The organism is Cupriavidus sp. BIC8F, assembly GCF_032465815.1.
GTDB classification, from domain to species: Bacteria; Pseudomonadota; Gammaproteobacteria; order Burkholderiales; family Burkholderiaceae; genus Cupriavidus; species Cupriavidus necator.
Window position 1 is genome coordinate 2175056 of sequence record NZ_CP136095.1, and the last position, 14308, is coordinate 2189363.

Genomic DNA, 14308 nt, shown 5'->3' on the forward strand with positions numbered 1-14308 from the left:
TTGCTGTTATTCGACTTCCATGCAGAGGTACTTCGTCTCCAGATACTCGTCGATGCCATGGCGTGAGCCTTCGCGGCCCAGCCCCGATTGCTTGACGCCGCCGAACGGCGCCACCTCGTTGGAGATCAGGCCGGTGTTGATGCCGACCATGCCGTACTCGAGCGCCTGCGCCACGCGCCAGATCTTCGCCATGTCGCGCGAGAAGAAGTAAGCGGCCAGCCCGGACTCGGTATCGTTGGCCATCGCCACCACTTCTGCTTCGCTGGTAAAGCGGAACAGCGGTGCCAGCGGGCCGAAGGTCTCCTCGCGCGCGACCCGCATCGACGAAGTCGCATTGGCCAGCACCGTTGGCGCGAAGAAGGTGCCGCCGAGCGCATGGCGCTGGCCGCCCGTCAGCACCGTGGCGCCGTGCGCGAGCGCGTCGGCGATATGCGTTTCGACCTTGGCCACCGCATCGGCGTCGATGAGCGGGCCTTGCGTGACCCCGCTGTCGACGCCATGGCCCGGCCGCAGCTGTTCGACCGCGCTCACCAGCCGGCGCGCGACCTCGTCGTAGACGCGGTCGTGCACATAGATGCGGTTGGCGCAGACACAGGTCTGGCCGCTGTTGCGGAACTTGGAGGCAAGGATGCCCTCGACCGCGCGATCCAGGTCGGCGTCGTCGAAGATGATCAGCGGCGCGTTGCCACCCAGTTCCAGCGAGAGCTTCTTCACGGTGCCGGCGCACTGCGCCATCAGCAGCTTGCCGATCGCGGTCGAGCCGGTAAAGCTGAGCTTGCGCACCACCGGGCTCGCGCACAGCACGCCGCCGATCTGCACGGCGTCGCCGGTCACCACCTGCAGCACGCCACGCGGCACGCCGGCCTGTTCGCCCAGCACGGCCAGCGCCAGGGCCGTGAGCGGCGTCTGTTCGGCGGGCTTGACGATGATGGTGCAGCCGGCGGCGAGCGCCGGGCCGACCTTGCGCGTGATCATCGCCGCGGGGAAGTTCCACGGCGTAATGGCCGCGCACACGCCCACCGGCTCGCGCAGCACCAGCATCTTCTGGCTGCTGCGCGGGCTGGCCAGCACCTCGCCATCGACCCGCTTGGCTTCCTCGCCAAACCACTCGAGGAAGCTCGCGGCATAAGCCACCTCGCCACGCGCCTCGGCCAGCGGCTTGCCTTGCTCGGCGGTCATCAGCCGGGCCAGGTCTTCCTGGTGCGCCAGCATCAGGTCGGCCCAGCGGCGCAGCACGGCGGCACGCGCCTTGCCCGTCTGCGCGCGCCACGCCGGCAGCGCGCGCTCGGCGGCGCGCACCGCCTGTTCGGCTTCAGCCGCGCCGGCCAGGGGCACCGAGCCGATCCGTTCCTGAGTCGCCGGGTTGAAGACGGCGAGTTCTGCGCCGCTTTGCGCCCCGGTCCATTCGCCGTCGATCAGGCAATGGCTGCGCAGCAGCGCGGTATGTTGGAGTTCCATGTGTTCCCCTTATTCGGCCAGCGCCTGGGTCAGCACCGCCAGCGCCGCGTCGAACTGCGCCTGCGGGATGGTGAGCGGATAGAGGAAGCGGATGACATTGCCGTAAGTGCCGCAGGTCAGCAGCACCAGGCCGGCTTCCAGCGCACGGGCCTGGACGCGCTTGGCATGCTCGGCGCTGGGCTGGCCCGTGGCGGGATCACAGAATTCGGCGGCGACCATCGAACCCAGCCCGCGCACCTCGGCCACTGCGGGGCAGTGCTTGCGCTGCGCCAGCAGGTGCTCGCGCAACTGCTGGCCAAGGCTGGCGGAGCGCTCGCACAGCTTTTCTTCCTCAATGACGTCGATGACCGCGTGCGCCGCGGCCACCGCCAGCGGATTGCCGGCATAGGTGCCACCGAGGCCGCCGGGCAGCGGCGCATCCATGATCGCGGCCCGGCCGCTGACCGCCGACAGCGGCATGCCGCCGGCCAGGCTCTTGGCCATGGTGATCAGGTCCGGCTCCACGTCATAGTGCGACATCGCGAACATCTTGCCGGTACGGCCAAAGCCGGTCTGCACTTCATCGGCAATCAGCACGATGCCGTGCTGGTCGCACACCGCCCGCAGGCCCCGCATGAAATCGGCCGGCGCCGCCTGGAAGCCGCCCTCGCCTTGCACCGGCTCAACGATGATCGCGGCCACGCGACCCGGGTCGATATCGGTCTTGAACAGGCCTTCAAGCGCCTGCAGCGCCCGCTCAGTGCTGACGCCATGCAGCGCGCTGGGGAACGGGGCGTGGTAGATGTCGGAGGGGAACGGGCCGAACCCGATCTTGTACGGCGCCACCTTGCCGGTCAGCGCCATGCCCAGCAGCGTGCGGCCATGGAAAGCGCCCGAGAAGGCGATCACGCCGGGGCGGCCGGTATGCGCACGGGCGATCTTGATGGCGTTCTCCACGGCCTCTGCGCCGGTGGTGAACAGGGCCGTCTTGTTCAGGCCCTGGATCGGCACCAGCGCGTTGATGCGCTCGGCCAGCGTGACATAGCCCTGGTAGGGCACGATCTGGTAGGCCGTATGCGTGAAACGCTCCAGCTGCGCGGCGATGGCCTGCATCACGCGCGGGTGGCGGTGGCCCGTGTTGAGCACGGCGATGCCGGCGGCGAAGTCCGTGTAGGCACGGCCTTCCACGTCCCACAGCGTGGCGTTCTCGGCGCGGTCGGCGTAGAAATCGCACATCACGCCCACGCCGCGCGGCGTCGCGAGGGTACGGCGTTGGTTCAGTTCGAGGTTTTTCATGGTCATTGTGCGGTAAGGACTGTCGGCACCGGCCGACTCGCGAAACGGGCACCGCTGGCAGGGGTCCAGCGATGCCAGCCATTTCAACCGGCCTTGGCCCTATAATCCAGTACCGCTTTCGCAATTCCGATGGTGCCAATTTGAAATCGATCTGCGGCGACCAGCTGCTCCAGCGCCTGGGCCCCGAAGGCACGGCGGCACTGGGCAAACCGCTCAACCGCGGCCTCTACGAATGCATCCGCGGCGCGATACAGGACGGCAGCCTTGCGCCGGCCACGCGCCTGCCGCCGCAACGCGACCTGGCCGCCGAACTGGGGTTGTCGCGCAATACGGTGATGTTTGCCTACGACCAGCTGCTGGCCGAGGGGTACCTGTACGCGCGCACCGGCAGCGGCACCTTCGTTGCCGCCACCGCGCCGGAGCGCTACCTGAACGCCGCCGCCGTCCCGGCGACCGAGGTCGGGCCGCAGGCCATGCCCGGGCTGTCGCCGCGCGGACAGCGGCTGCTGGCCAATGCCTCGGCCTCGCCCACGCAATGGGGCGCCTTCATGCCGGGCGTGCCCGACGTCACGCGCTTCCCGCATCGCCGCTACGCCCAGATCTCGGCCCGCGTGTGGCGCAACCCGCACCCGGAATGGCTGAGCTACAGCCATGGCGGCGGGCTGCCGGCGCTGCGCGAAGCCCTGGCGGCGCATTTGCGGGTGGCGCGCTCGGTGCGCTGCGATCCGGACCAGGTGCTGATCACCGAGGGGATTCACCAGGCCATCGACCTGGTGGTGAGGATGCTGGGCTCGCCCGGCGACCAGGCGTGGGTGGAGGAACCCAGCTATTGGGGCATCCGCGGCGTGCTGCAGGTCAGCGATATCGGCATGGTGCCGAAGCTGGTGGACGACGAGGGCCTGACGCTGCCCGACACCGAAGCCGGCAGGGAGATGCCCGCGCCGCGCTTTATCTTCGTCACGCCCTCGCACCAGTACCCGCTTGGCGCCGTGATGAGCCTGAAGCGCCGGCGCGCGCTGCTGGAGTATGCCCGCCAGCGTGGCAGCTGGATCGTGGAGGACGACTACGACAGCGAGTTCCGTTTTTCCGGGCAGCCGATTCCGTCGTTGCAGGGCATGGAACCGGATGCGCCGGTGATCTATATCGGCACCTTCAGCAAGACGCTCTATCCGGGCTTGCGCATGGGCTACCTGGTGTTGCCGCGCAGCCTGGCCGGCGCCTTCCAGACCGCGCACGCGGAGCTATACCGGGCCGGCCACCTGATGACGCAGGCAACCGTCGCCGAATTCATGCAGGCCGGCGACTATGCCGCCCACATCCGCCGCATGCGGCCGCTGTATGCCCGGCGGCGCGCCATCCTGGCCGCGTTGATCGAGCGCTACCTCGGCCCCGGCGCGCTGCACGAACACGGCAGCAATGCCGGCCTGCACCTGGTGCTGCGCCTGCCCGGCGATGCCGACGACGTGGCCATCACCGCCGCCGCCCGCGCGCGCGGGATCGTGGTGCGGCCGCTGTCGCGCTATTTCATCGGCGATGCCGTCCAGCAAGGCCTGCTGCTGGGGTACGCCTGCGTGCCGGAAGAGGACATCGCGCCGGCCTTCGACAGGCTGCTTGGGTGCCTGCCGCGCGGCAGCATGCGCGCCCCGCCGCGTTGAACCGTGCAGTGAGAGTTTCATCCTGACAAAAACGGGAATTGCAATGAATCATCTGTTGGTGCGCAATGTCCGGCTCGCAGCCGGGAACCACGTCGATCTCCTGATGGCAGACGGCCAGTTCGTGCGCATCGGCGCCGGGCTTGAGGCGCCGGCCGGATGCCAGGTCGAGGACGGCGCCGGCGCGCTGGCGCTTCCCGGCCTGGTCGAGGCGCACACCCACCTGGACAAGACCCTGTGGGGCATGCCCTGGTATCGCAATGAGGTCGGCCCCAACCTGACCGATCGCATCGACAACGAGCGCCGCTGGCGCGCCGCCACCGGCCACGATGCCCGCGCGCAATCGCTGGTGCTGGCGCGCGCCTTCCTTGCGGCGGGCACCACGCGGCTGCGCACCCACGTCGACATCGACACCGACGCAGGCCTGCGCCACCTGCACGGCGTACTTGCCACGCGCGACGAGCTGTGCGCGCAGATGGACATGCAGACCGTCGCGTTCCCGCAGTCGGGCGTGCTGGGGCGCCCCGGCACGGAAGCCCTGCTGGATGCGGCGCTGCGCGCTGGCGCCGACATCCTCGGCGGGCTGGACCCGTGCGCCATCGAAGGCGACCCGGTGCGCGCGCTGGATGTCCTGTTCGGCCTCGCGCAGCGCCATGGCCGCCCGCTCGACATCCATCTGCACGAGCCCGGCACCATGGGCGCCTGTTCCCTCGACCTGATCCTGCAACGCACGGCCGCGCTGGGCATGCGCGGCATGGTCACCGTCAGCCATGCGTTCTGCCTGGGCGATATTGCCGAACGCGAGCGCGATGCGCTGCTGCGGCGCATCGCCGACCTTGGGGTCGTCATCGTCACCACCGCGCCGCCGTCGCGCCCGGTGCCGCCTGTCGCCGCGTGCCGCGCGGCGGGCGTCAGGATCGCCGGCGGCAACGACGGCATCCGCGATACCTGGACGCCCTACGGCTCGCCCGACATGCTGGAGCGGGCCATGCTGATCGGCCTGCGCAACAACTTCCGCCGCGATGACGAACTCGCGGTTGCGCTCGATTGCGTGACGTATGCGGCCGCCGGCGCATGCGGCTTCCAACGCTATGGCCTGGCGCCGGGCGACCGGGCGGACCTGGTGCTGGTCGCCGCGCAAACGGTGGCCGAGGCGGTCGTGGCAAGGCCGGTCCGGCAACTGGTGGTGTCGGCCGGCCGGGTGGTCGCGCGCAATGGCGCGCTGGCATGAACCAGGGCTGTGCTGGCGCTGGTTCGATCACCGGCGGCTCAAGACTTCGGCTGTGGCGTGCTGCTGAACCCCTGCCGCTTGTGCGAGCCATCGCAGAAAGGCTTGTTCTCGGAATGGCCGCACCGGCACAACCACACCTGATCGCCTTCAAAAGCGAAGGTGGCGCCTGCCGGGGTCACGATCCTGACGGGACCCTTTATGCGGTACGGCCCATTGTCCTGTACCGTAACGGTGACAACGGTGTCTTCGTCCATGATGCATCCACTCCCAGGCGACAGCCACGCTGGCACCCCGGTGGCAACCTTGTGCGCGCCTGTCTCTTCAAATCTACTCCAGTTTGTGGCGGGCGTTAAATAGACTGGCTGTAGGGCAACGTTGAGCTCGTGCGTTGCGTGGCAGTCCCTTGCAAGGCACTTTGCGGCCACAGACGGCCAGCTTCCGGCACTCCGGCCGCGGTTGCCCGCCGGGCCCGGGTGCCCACAACCGTACGGAGGTGGCCTTCCATGAAGCCTCGTCAAGACGCACAGGAGTGGCGCCGCTTCTATATCCTGGATGAAAAGAGCCGGCCAGTGCAGGTAACCGACCACGACGAATGGTCACGCTGGATGGCGGACAACGACCTGGTATTCCGCCGCACCCTGCTGGAGCAGTCCGGCGGCATGGTGACGACCCGCTTCCGGGGCGTGTCGGAGGCCGCACCGACGGACACCCCCTTGTTCATCACGCGCGTGACGGGGCTGGCTGAGCAGGACAATGAAAGTTTTGGCGCGCAGACGCTTGACACGGCACTGGAAGAGCATGAGCGGATCGTGCAGAAGCTGCTGCGCCAGCTGACCGGGCGGTGACTGGCAGCCCGGACCAGCATGCGCCTTTGCCTGACCCTGGTGCCGGTCGCACCGCGATTGATCATGCGCCCTTTGCTGGAAGCCCGCCTCGTCAACGATGCCTTTGGCGACCCGGGGCTGTTCGTCGACTTCCTGGACGAACGGCGCGCGCTGCTGTTCGACCTGGGCGACATCGCCCGGCTGATGCCGCGCGAACTGATGCGCCTGTCGCATGTGTTTGTCACGCATGCGCACATGGATCATTTCTCTGGCTTCGACAAGCTGCTGCGGGTGCTGCTCGGGCGCAAGCCGCGCATCGTGCTGGTCGGCGGGCCGGGATTCCTGGCACAGGTCGAGCACAAGCTGCTTGCCTATACCTGGAACGTGGTGCATCGCTACACCACCGAACTGGTCATCGAAGTGGCCGAACTTGGGCTGGACGGGCAGATGCGGCGCGCCTGCTTTTCCAGCCGGCACGGCTTTGCCAGGGAGGCCGAAGCGCGCGCCGACAGGACCGGCGATATCGTGCACGACGAAGCGACGTTCCGGGTGCGCGCCTGCTTTGTCGACCACGGGATTCCATGCCTGGCCTACCTGGTGGAGGAAAAGGCCCGGCTTGGGGTCAACAAGGAACGCCTGGCCGCATCCGGCCTGACCACGGGCGCCTGGCTGCGCGAACTCAAGCATGCCGTCCTGACCGGCGCCGCCGGCGATGCGCCGATCCTCGTGCAGTGGCGGGACCGGCGCGGCGACCATGCGTCGGCGCGAACAGTCGGCGAGCTGAGCCGGCTGATCCTGGATGCCGAGCCCGGCCGGCGCATCGGCTACGTGACCGACCTGCGCTATACCAGCGAGAACGTGCAAGCGCTGTCGCAACTGATGCAAGGCGTCGACCAGCTCTTCATCGAGAGCGTGTTCCTGGACGTTGACCGGGCACACGGCCTGCGCAAGAACCACCTGACCGCCGCCCAGGCCGGATTGATTGCGCGCAGCATAGGCGCACGCGCGGTGACGCCGTTCCATTTTTCGCCACGCTATCAAGGACGCGCCGATGAACTGGCTGCCGAGGTACGGAATGCCTGGGCCACGGAGTCCTTGGCTGAACAGGTACCGCCGGCGGTCTAGATCTCGATCTGCGTGCCAATCTCGATCACGCGATTTGCCGGTATGCTGAAATAATCTGCAGCATTACCGGCGTTCCTGCTCATCGTGGCAAACAGGCGTTCACGCCATGACGCCATGCCACTGGAAACGCCGGCTGCAGGGACGATGGCCTCGCGACTCAGGAAGAACGAGGTGTCCATGATGTCAAACTCCAGGCCAGCCGCCGGAGGCAGCGCGCCGAGCGCCTGCGCAACATCGGGCCGGTTCATGAAGCCGAAGCGCAGCGTAATCCGGTAGCAGGCGTGTCCGAGCGGTTCAACGGCCGCGCACTCGGTCACCGGCACCGATGGTACGTCCTTCATCTTCACGGTAAGAAACACGACGCGCTCGTGTAGCACCCTGTTATGGTTGAGGTTATGCATCAACGCGTGTGGCACCACATCCGGTGTCGGGGTGAGGAACACCGCCGTGCCGGGCACACGCGGTGGTGGTGAGAGAAATAGCGATTCCAGGAACGACTTGAGGGGTACGTCGGTACTTTGGAGCCGCTCCAGCAGGGCTTGCCGGCCGCGAACCCATGTCAGCATCACGACGAACATCCCGGCCCCGACAACGAGGGGGAACCAGCCCCCTTCGGCAACTTTCAACAGGCTGGAGGAAACGAAAGCCATATCCACCGCGATAAAGAAGCCAGTTGCGAACAGGCTTAGCAGCAAGTTGTAGCGCCAACCGTAGTGGATCACAAAGAAGGTGAGAAGCGTCGTCACCAACATCGTGCCGGTGACCGCGACACCGTATGCCGAAGCGAGATTGGACGAAGACCCGAAGCCGAGCACCGCAATCAGAACCGCAACAAGCAATATCCCGTTGAGCGTCGGTATGTAGATCTGACCAATCGCCCGCTCTGATGTGTGCACCACGTTCATGCGTGGCAGATAGCCCAGCTGGATTCCCTGTTTCGTCAGCGAGTAGGCACCCGAAATCGTCGCCTGGGACGCGATCACTGTTGCCGCTGTTGCAAGGGCAACCATCGGATACAGGGCCCACGACGGAAAGAGCAGGTAGAAGGGGTTCCCGATCGCCTTTGCATTGACAATGATCAGTGCACCCTGCCCCAGGTAGTTGAGCGCCAGCGCCGGGAATACCAGCCCGAACCACGCCAGGCGAATCGGGGCACTGCCGAAGTGTCCCATATCGGCGTAGAGCGCTTCGGCACCGGTGAACGCGAGCAGCACCGCCCCAAGCACCGCGAACGAGGCAAACCCGTGCTGCGTAACGAAACCGAGCGCGTGCAGCGGGCTGAGCGCGCCCAGGATTGCGGGATACCGGGCGATGCCGTGGATGCCCGCGGCGGCCAGGGCGATAAACCACGCGATCGTGACAGGCCCGAACAGCGCGCCGATGGCCGCGGTGCCATGCCGCTGGAACAGGAACAGCGCGATCAACACACCCACGGATGCCGGCAAGATATAGGGCTGCAGCGCGGTAGTGCCCACCTCGATGCCTTCGAGCGCCGAGAGCACCGACATGGCAGGTGTCAGCACGGCATCACCGTAGAAGAGTGCCGCGCCGAACAGGCCCACGAGCAGGATCGGCGTCGGGGAGCGACCGACCTTTTTCACGGACGACAGGGCGAGCGCGAGCAGTGCCATGATGCCGCCTTCGCCCCTGTTGTTTGCCCGCATGATGAGGATCACGTACTTGAGCGAAACGACCACCATCAGCGCCCAGAGGATCGCGGAGATGCCGCCAAGTATGTTCTCGGTTGCAAGGGGTATCCCGTGGGCTGGATTGAAGGTTTCCTTGACCGCATAAAGGGGGCTCGTGCCGATATCGCCGTAGACCACGCCCAACGCAGCAAGCGTGAGCGCTGCGCGGGATTGCTGCGGGTGCGACGCGTCTGGCGTTTCAGCGTTCATGGCATAGGAATCCACCGCTGCTCCTCGATATCCTTGAGTCTTCAAGCTCTGCTCAGGCTCTTGCTGCATCTGGCATTTTGGCCAGGAGTCGCAGCCTTTTGGCGGCGTCGGCGCAAGCGGCATGGGCGCCTATCACGGCGAATGGGGGTTCCGGACCTTCAGCAAGGAGAAGCCGGTCTTCATGCAAGAGCCGGTCAATGGCATCGGCTTGCTGCATCCCCCCTGCGGCAAGGCATTCGAACGGATGGTCCGCCTGCTCAGGGCAACTATGTGAGGGCGCCCCGCCGCCAGCCCTTCTGTCCGGGCACCGTCTTACTGGAACGGGAGGCGTTTTCGGCACATACCCGCCGCATGGAAAATGCCGCAGAACCTGTCGATGGCCCAGCCTTGCTACAATTCTGGTTCACAGAACGGCAAATATCATGGGCTTTGAACAACTCGCAGCACTAAGGGATCAACTGGCAAACAAGGCGAAGGCCGAATCACGTACGGAAGGCAAGCGCCGGCGCCCCGCGCCAGCTGCCGCGCCGGCTGCCGCACCCGCGAAGCCGCCCGTCGATCCGGTGGTGCATTCCATTGCCCGGCTGCAGAAGCACTTCCCCAAGGCGTTTCCGAAGAACCCGGCGCCCAAGGTGCCGCTGAAGGTCGGCACGTTCGAGGATCTGGCCCAGCATGCGGCCAGGCTTGCCCTGACCGAGGCGGAGCTGCGTGAAGCGATCCGCACCTGGTGCAGCGGCGCACGCTATTGGTCGTGCATGGTGGAAGGCGCCAAGCGGCTGGACCTGGAGGGCAATGAGGCCGGCGTCGTCAGCCTGGCGGATGCCAAGCGGGCCCAGCAGCTGAAGGCCCGCCGCAGTGCGGGCGCCCGGCCGCGGAAAGCCAAGCCTGCCACGCCCGCCGCCACGCCTGACACACCTGCCGCGCCCGCCGCCACGACGCCTGACAGCCCTGACACACCTGCCGCGCCCTGATCCCCCGCTGTCCCCCGCCGTCGGATCTGCAGCGGCGCTTACGCCAGCACCGCGCGCGCGATCACCGTCCGCTGGATTTCCGACGAGCCTTCATAGATGCGCAGGATCCGCGCATCGCGCACCAGCCGCTCCAGCGGCATTTCGCGCGTGAAGCCATAGCCGCCGTGGATTTGCAGCGCGGCGTCGGTGACAAACCCGACCATCTCTGAGGCATAGAGCTTGGCCATCGATGCCTGCTCGGTGAAGGGCTCGCCGTCCCGGCGCCGCACCGCCGCCTGCAGGGTCAGCAGCCAGGCCGCCTCCAGCCGCGTGCGCATGTCGGCGAACATCCATTGCAGGCCTTGCTTGCGCGCCAGCGGCTCGCCACCGACCTGGCGCTGCCTGGCCCAGTCCGCCGCGCAGGTCAGCGCTGCCTCGGCAATGCCCAGGCTAGTGGCGGCCACGTCCAGGCGGCTGTTGTCCAGCACCTTCATCGCGGTACGGAAGCCCGTGCCTTCCGGCCCCAGCCGGTTGGCGGCGGGAACGAAGCAGTCCAGCGCCACCTCATGGGCCGGCGCCCCGCGAATGCCCATCAGTTTCTCGGCGGGCGCGATCTGCACGCCCTCGCTGTGCCGGTCCACCACGAAGGCGCTGATGCCGCGCGTGCCCGCGGCGGGATCGGTCTTGGCGTAGACGACGATAAAGTCCGCAGCGTCAGCGTTGGAGATGAAATGCTTGACGCCGCGCAGGCGGTAGCCGTCGCCCTCCGGGGTGGCGCGCGTGGCCATGTCGGCCGGGTTGGAGCCGGCGCGCGGCTCGGTCAGCGCAAAGGCGCCCAGCTTGCCCCCGGCGGCCGCGTCCGGCAGGTAGCGCTCGCGCAGGCTGTCGTCGCCGCCGATCAGGATGGAATCGGTAGCCAGGTAGTGCGCGCCGATCATCGACGAGGTCGAGGCGCAGGCCCTGGCAACCTCCACCAGCGACAGGATCAGTGCCACGGGCGAGGTCCCAGTCCCGCCCCAGCGTTCCGGCAGGTTCATCCCCATCAGGCCGAGTTCGCCAAGTTGCGGCAAATAGCACGTGGTGGAGGCTTCGGCCCGGTCCACCTCGGCCGCCTTCGGGGCCAGTTCGCTTTGCGCGAAGCGGCCGATGGCATCGGCAATCTCGAGATCGCCCGGCTCGACGCCCAGTCGCTTATGCATGTTGTTTCTCCTTGCTGAACACTTGCGGATGCGCCGTAGCAGCGTTGGCCAGCACGGCCAGGATGGCTTCGGTGTGCTGCCCCAGCGCCGGCGCGGGCGTCACGCGGTTGGCGCCGTAGCCGGAGAACTTCACCGGCTGCGAGGGCAGCCGCACGGTGCCGCCCTCCGGCCCAGGCACTTCGGCAAGCAGGCCGCGGTGGGCGGCATGGTCGCTTTCCAGGGCTTCCTTGACGTTGCGGATGGGCGCGACAGGAATGCCCGCCTCGCTCAGCAGGCGGTTCACCTCGGCCACGGAAAGGCGGGCCGACCAGGCTTCGAGACCGGCGCGCAGATCGCCCTCGAAGCGGCAGCGCGTCTCGTCGTCGGCAAAGCGCGGATCCTGCGCCATCTCCGGCCGGCCGATGGCATTGGCCAGCGCCTGGAACAGCTTGTTGTTCAGCACCGCCACCACATAAAAGCCGTCCGCGGCGCGGTACACACCGAACGGCGCGGACGAGGGATGGCGGTTGCCGACGCGCCGCGGCGCCAGGCCGGTCGCGGCATAGCGCGCAACCAGGGTGGCGCTCAGGCTCAGGGTGGCGTCGAACATCGAGACATCGACCTGCGTGCCCCGCCCGGTCTTCTCGCGCGCCAGCAGCGCGGCCAGCACGCCCCATGAGGCAAACAGGCCGCTGACCGCATCGGAGACGGCCTCGCCCAGCATGGTCGGGGTGCCGTCCGGGGCGCCGGTGGCATCCATCAGCCCACACATTGCCTGCAGGATGATGTCGTAGGCCGGGCGGTGCGATTCCGGCCCGGTCTGGCCGAAGCCCGACACGCTGGCGTAGACCACCGGCGGATTCAGCGCACGCAGCGCCTCATAGCCGATGCCCAGCTTGTCGGCGACACCCGGGCGGAAGTTCTCGACCACCACATCGGCCCGGACGCAGAGCGAGCGCGCCAGCGCCAGGCCCGCTGCCGTCTTCAGGTCGATCACGATGCTCTGCTTGTTGCGGTTCATGGCAGAGAACAGGCCGCTCTTGCCATCGACAAAAGGACCGACCGCGCGGTAGTCGTCGCCGCCAGGCGGTTCGATCTTGATCACCTCGGCGCCAAGGTCGCCGAGCAGCGCCGTGCAGTATGGGCCCGCCAGCACGCGCGAGAAATCGATCACGCGGATGCCGGCAAGCGGCAGGTCGGTATGGGTCACGTCTTGGCCTCCAGGGCTTGCAAACCCGCGGGCTTGCGTTTCAGTGACACCAATTCTGCGCAGCGCAGGCTATCAAGTAAAATATGGAATTCGACTAGCACCTATAGGATTTCCTGATGCGTGTCTCCTTGCGGCTGTTGCGCTACTTCGCCGCGACGGCGGAAACCGGCAGCACCACGGCGGCGGCGCGGCTGCTGAACGTCTCGCAGCCCTCCATCTCCGTTGCCATCCGTGAACTGGAGACGCTGTTCGAGGAAGCCCTGTTCGCCCGCGACCTCGGCGCAAGGATGACCCTGACCCGCTTCGGCGTGCGCAAGCTGGCGGAAGCGCGCCATATCCTTGGCGCAGCAACGGCATTTGAAGTGGACAAGAGCGGCGATGCCGCGGCGGGCGAGGTGCAGATCGGCGTCTTCCGCACCCTGGCGCCGGTCTACCTGCCGGTGGTGCTGCGCCTTGCACGCGAGCGCTATCCCAAACTGTCAGTACGCTTTGTCGAAGGCGATCTCGCCCAGCTGGAAGACTGGCTGCACGGCGGGCAGATCGAGCTGGCGCTGACCTACGACGTGGGCATGCCCGATGACATCGAGCGCGAACTGCTGGCAGAGCTGCGGCCCTACGGCCTGCTGCCCGCGGGCTCACGGCTGGCCAGGCGCAAAGGCAGCCTGTCGCTGCATGAACTGGCGCAGGAACCGCTGATCCTGATCGACCTGCCGCACAGCCGTGAATTCCTGATGGCACCGTTCTGGCAATTCGGGCTGCAGCCCGAGGTGCGCTACCGCGCGACTTCGCTGGAACTGGCGCGCGGCATGGTGGCGAACGGACTGGGCGCGGCGCTGCTGATCACGCAGGCGCCCGCGTCGTCCCAGGTCACCGCCGTCGTGGAAAAGCCGATACGGGAAGACACCGTGCGCCAGCCGCTGGTGATCGCGCGCACGGCCCGCGCCACGCGCACCCGGGCGTCAGAGCTGCTGGCCGAATGCGTGCGCGCGGCTGTGGAAGAAGCGAGGATCCAGCGCGCCTGACGGCGGGCGGCATCCATTCAGCAGAGCCGGTCCGCGAACCAATCCGCCGCCAGTGCAGTCGGCTCGGCCGCATGGTTGTAGATCGTATGCTCGCCTCAGGTAATGGCCCGGCGACGGGGGCATGGATCAATGGGCTCTTCGGGCCCAACGCGGCTTCGGGCGGGCGCACGCCGGTGCTTGGTCGAATGGGCACCACGAGCGCTTTCTGACTGTGATAGCGTGGAGCCTTCCGACTTTCCACCCACCCATGACCGATTTCGACGCAGACGCCCTCAAACGGCTGGTCACAGTCACCATGCCCTTTGGCAAGCACAAAGGCACGGTGATCGCCGACCTGCCGGGCAACTACCTGAACTGGTTCGCGCGCGAGGGCTTCCCGCCGGGGCAGATCGGCGCGTTGCTGGCGCTGATGCACGAACTGGATCACAACGGCCTGTCGCATCTGCTCAAGCCGTTGCGCGGGCGCACTTAAGCTTTTCAGCCCC

At 67.3% G+C, this 14308-nt stretch carries 13 protein-coding genes and 1 pseudogene; 8 read left to right on the forward strand and 6 right to left on the reverse strand.

Annotated elements, in window-relative coordinates:
- Positions 1-6: 6 nt before the first annotated feature.
- Together RS901_RS30035 and RS901_RS30040 are read right to left on the reverse strand one after the other, a co-directional pair.
- Positions 7-1458 (reverse strand): NAD-dependent succinate-semialdehyde dehydrogenase, encoded by a 1452-nt coding sequence (locus RS901_RS30035; protein ID WP_316154149.1) that lies wholly within the window; start codon positions 1456-1458, stop codon positions 7-9.
- A gap of 9 nt (positions 1459-1467) precedes the next feature.
- A complete protein-coding gene (locus tag RS901_RS30040; RefSeq protein WP_316154150.1) occupies positions 1468-2733 on the reverse strand; it encodes a 4-aminobutyrate--2-oxoglutarate transaminase in 1266 nt (421 codons plus the stop codon).
- 140 nt (positions 2734-2873) lie between these two features.
- Between RS901_RS30040 and RS901_RS30045 the strand changes: the two genes are divergently transcribed.
- Together RS901_RS30045 and RS901_RS30050 are read left to right on the forward strand one after the other, a co-directional pair.
- Positions 2874-4388, forward strand: a complete 1515-nt coding sequence (locus RS901_RS30045) for a PLP-dependent aminotransferase family protein (RefSeq protein ID WP_316157322.1) — start codon at positions 2874-2876, stop codon at positions 4386-4388.
- 43 nt (positions 4389-4431) lie between these two features.
- Positions 4432-5616, forward strand: coding sequence for an amidohydrolase family protein (locus RS901_RS30050; RefSeq protein ID WP_316154151.1), 1185 nt, complete (start codon positions 4432-4434; stop codon positions 5614-5616).
- Between the two features lie 38 nt (positions 5617-5654).
- Here RS901_RS30050 and RS901_RS30055 read toward each other — a convergent pair whose 3' ends face one another.
- Positions 5655-5870, reverse strand: a complete 216-nt coding sequence (locus RS901_RS30055) for a CDGSH iron-sulfur domain-containing protein (protein WP_035827823.1) — start codon at positions 5868-5870, stop codon at positions 5655-5657.
- Positions 5871-6119: 249 nt separating this feature from the next.
- Here RS901_RS30055 and RS901_RS30060 point away from each other — a divergent pair, with 249 nt between their 5' ends.
- Positions 6120-6461 carry a hypothetical protein gene (locus tag RS901_RS30060; RefSeq protein ID WP_316154152.1) on the forward strand — a complete coding sequence of 114 codons (342 nt, stop codon included), beginning with the start codon at positions 6120-6122 and terminating at the stop codon, positions 6459-6461.
- Between the two features lie 63 nt (positions 6462-6524).
- On the forward strand, positions 6525-7565 hold the full coding sequence (locus tag RS901_RS30065) for a ribonuclease Z (protein ID WP_316154154.1): 1041 nt from the start codon (positions 6525-6527) through the stop codon (positions 7563-7565).
- On the opposite strand, the gene RS901_RS30070 is transcribed toward RS901_RS30065, so the two are convergent.
- Positions 7562-9463, reverse strand: a complete 1902-nt coding sequence (locus tag RS901_RS30070; protein ID WP_316157323.1) for a potassium transporter Kup — start codon at positions 9461-9463, stop codon at positions 7562-7564. The two genes, RS901_RS30065 and RS901_RS30070, sit on opposite strands and share 4 nt — an antisense overlap.
- Before the next feature lie 64 nt (positions 9464-9527).
- Here RS901_RS30070 and RS901_RS30075 point away from each other — a divergent pair.
- Together RS901_RS30075 and RS901_RS30080 are read left to right on the forward strand one after the other, a co-directional pair.
- A pseudogene (locus tag RS901_RS30075) lies at positions 9528-9737 on the forward strand (coniferyl aldehyde dehydrogenase); the annotation flags it as partial.
- 148 nt (positions 9738-9885) lie between these two features.
- Positions 9886-10434, forward strand: a complete 549-nt coding sequence (locus RS901_RS30080; protein ID WP_316154155.1) for a ProQ/FinO family protein — start codon at positions 9886-9888, stop codon at positions 10432-10434.
- A gap of 38 nt (positions 10435-10472) precedes the next feature.
- Here the strand turns inward: RS901_RS30080 and RS901_RS30085 are convergent, their stop codons facing one another.
- Both RS901_RS30085 and RS901_RS30090 read right to left on the reverse strand, forming a co-directional pair.
- Positions 10473-11612, reverse strand: a complete 1140-nt coding sequence (locus RS901_RS30085; RefSeq protein WP_316154156.1) for an acyl-CoA dehydrogenase family protein — start codon at positions 11610-11612, stop codon at positions 10473-10475.
- On the reverse strand, positions 11605-12801 hold the full coding sequence (locus tag RS901_RS30090) for a CoA transferase (protein ID WP_316154157.1): 1197 nt from the start codon (positions 12799-12801) through the stop codon (positions 11605-11607). Before RS901_RS30090 ends, RS901_RS30085 begins: the two co-directional genes overlap by 8 nt.
- 116 nt (positions 12802-12917) lie before the next feature.
- Between RS901_RS30090 and RS901_RS30095 the strand changes: the two genes are divergently transcribed.
- Positions 12918-13823, forward strand: a complete 906-nt coding sequence (locus RS901_RS30095) for a LysR family transcriptional regulator (RefSeq protein WP_316154158.1) — start codon at positions 12918-12920, stop codon at positions 13821-13823.
- A 247-nt stretch (positions 13824-14070) separates the two neighbouring features.
- Entirely contained in the window at positions 14071-14295 is a 225-nt protein-coding gene (locus tag RS901_RS30100) for a DUF3820 family protein (protein WP_013952607.1), read from the forward strand.
- The last annotated feature ends 13 nt before the right edge of the window (positions 14296-14308 follow it).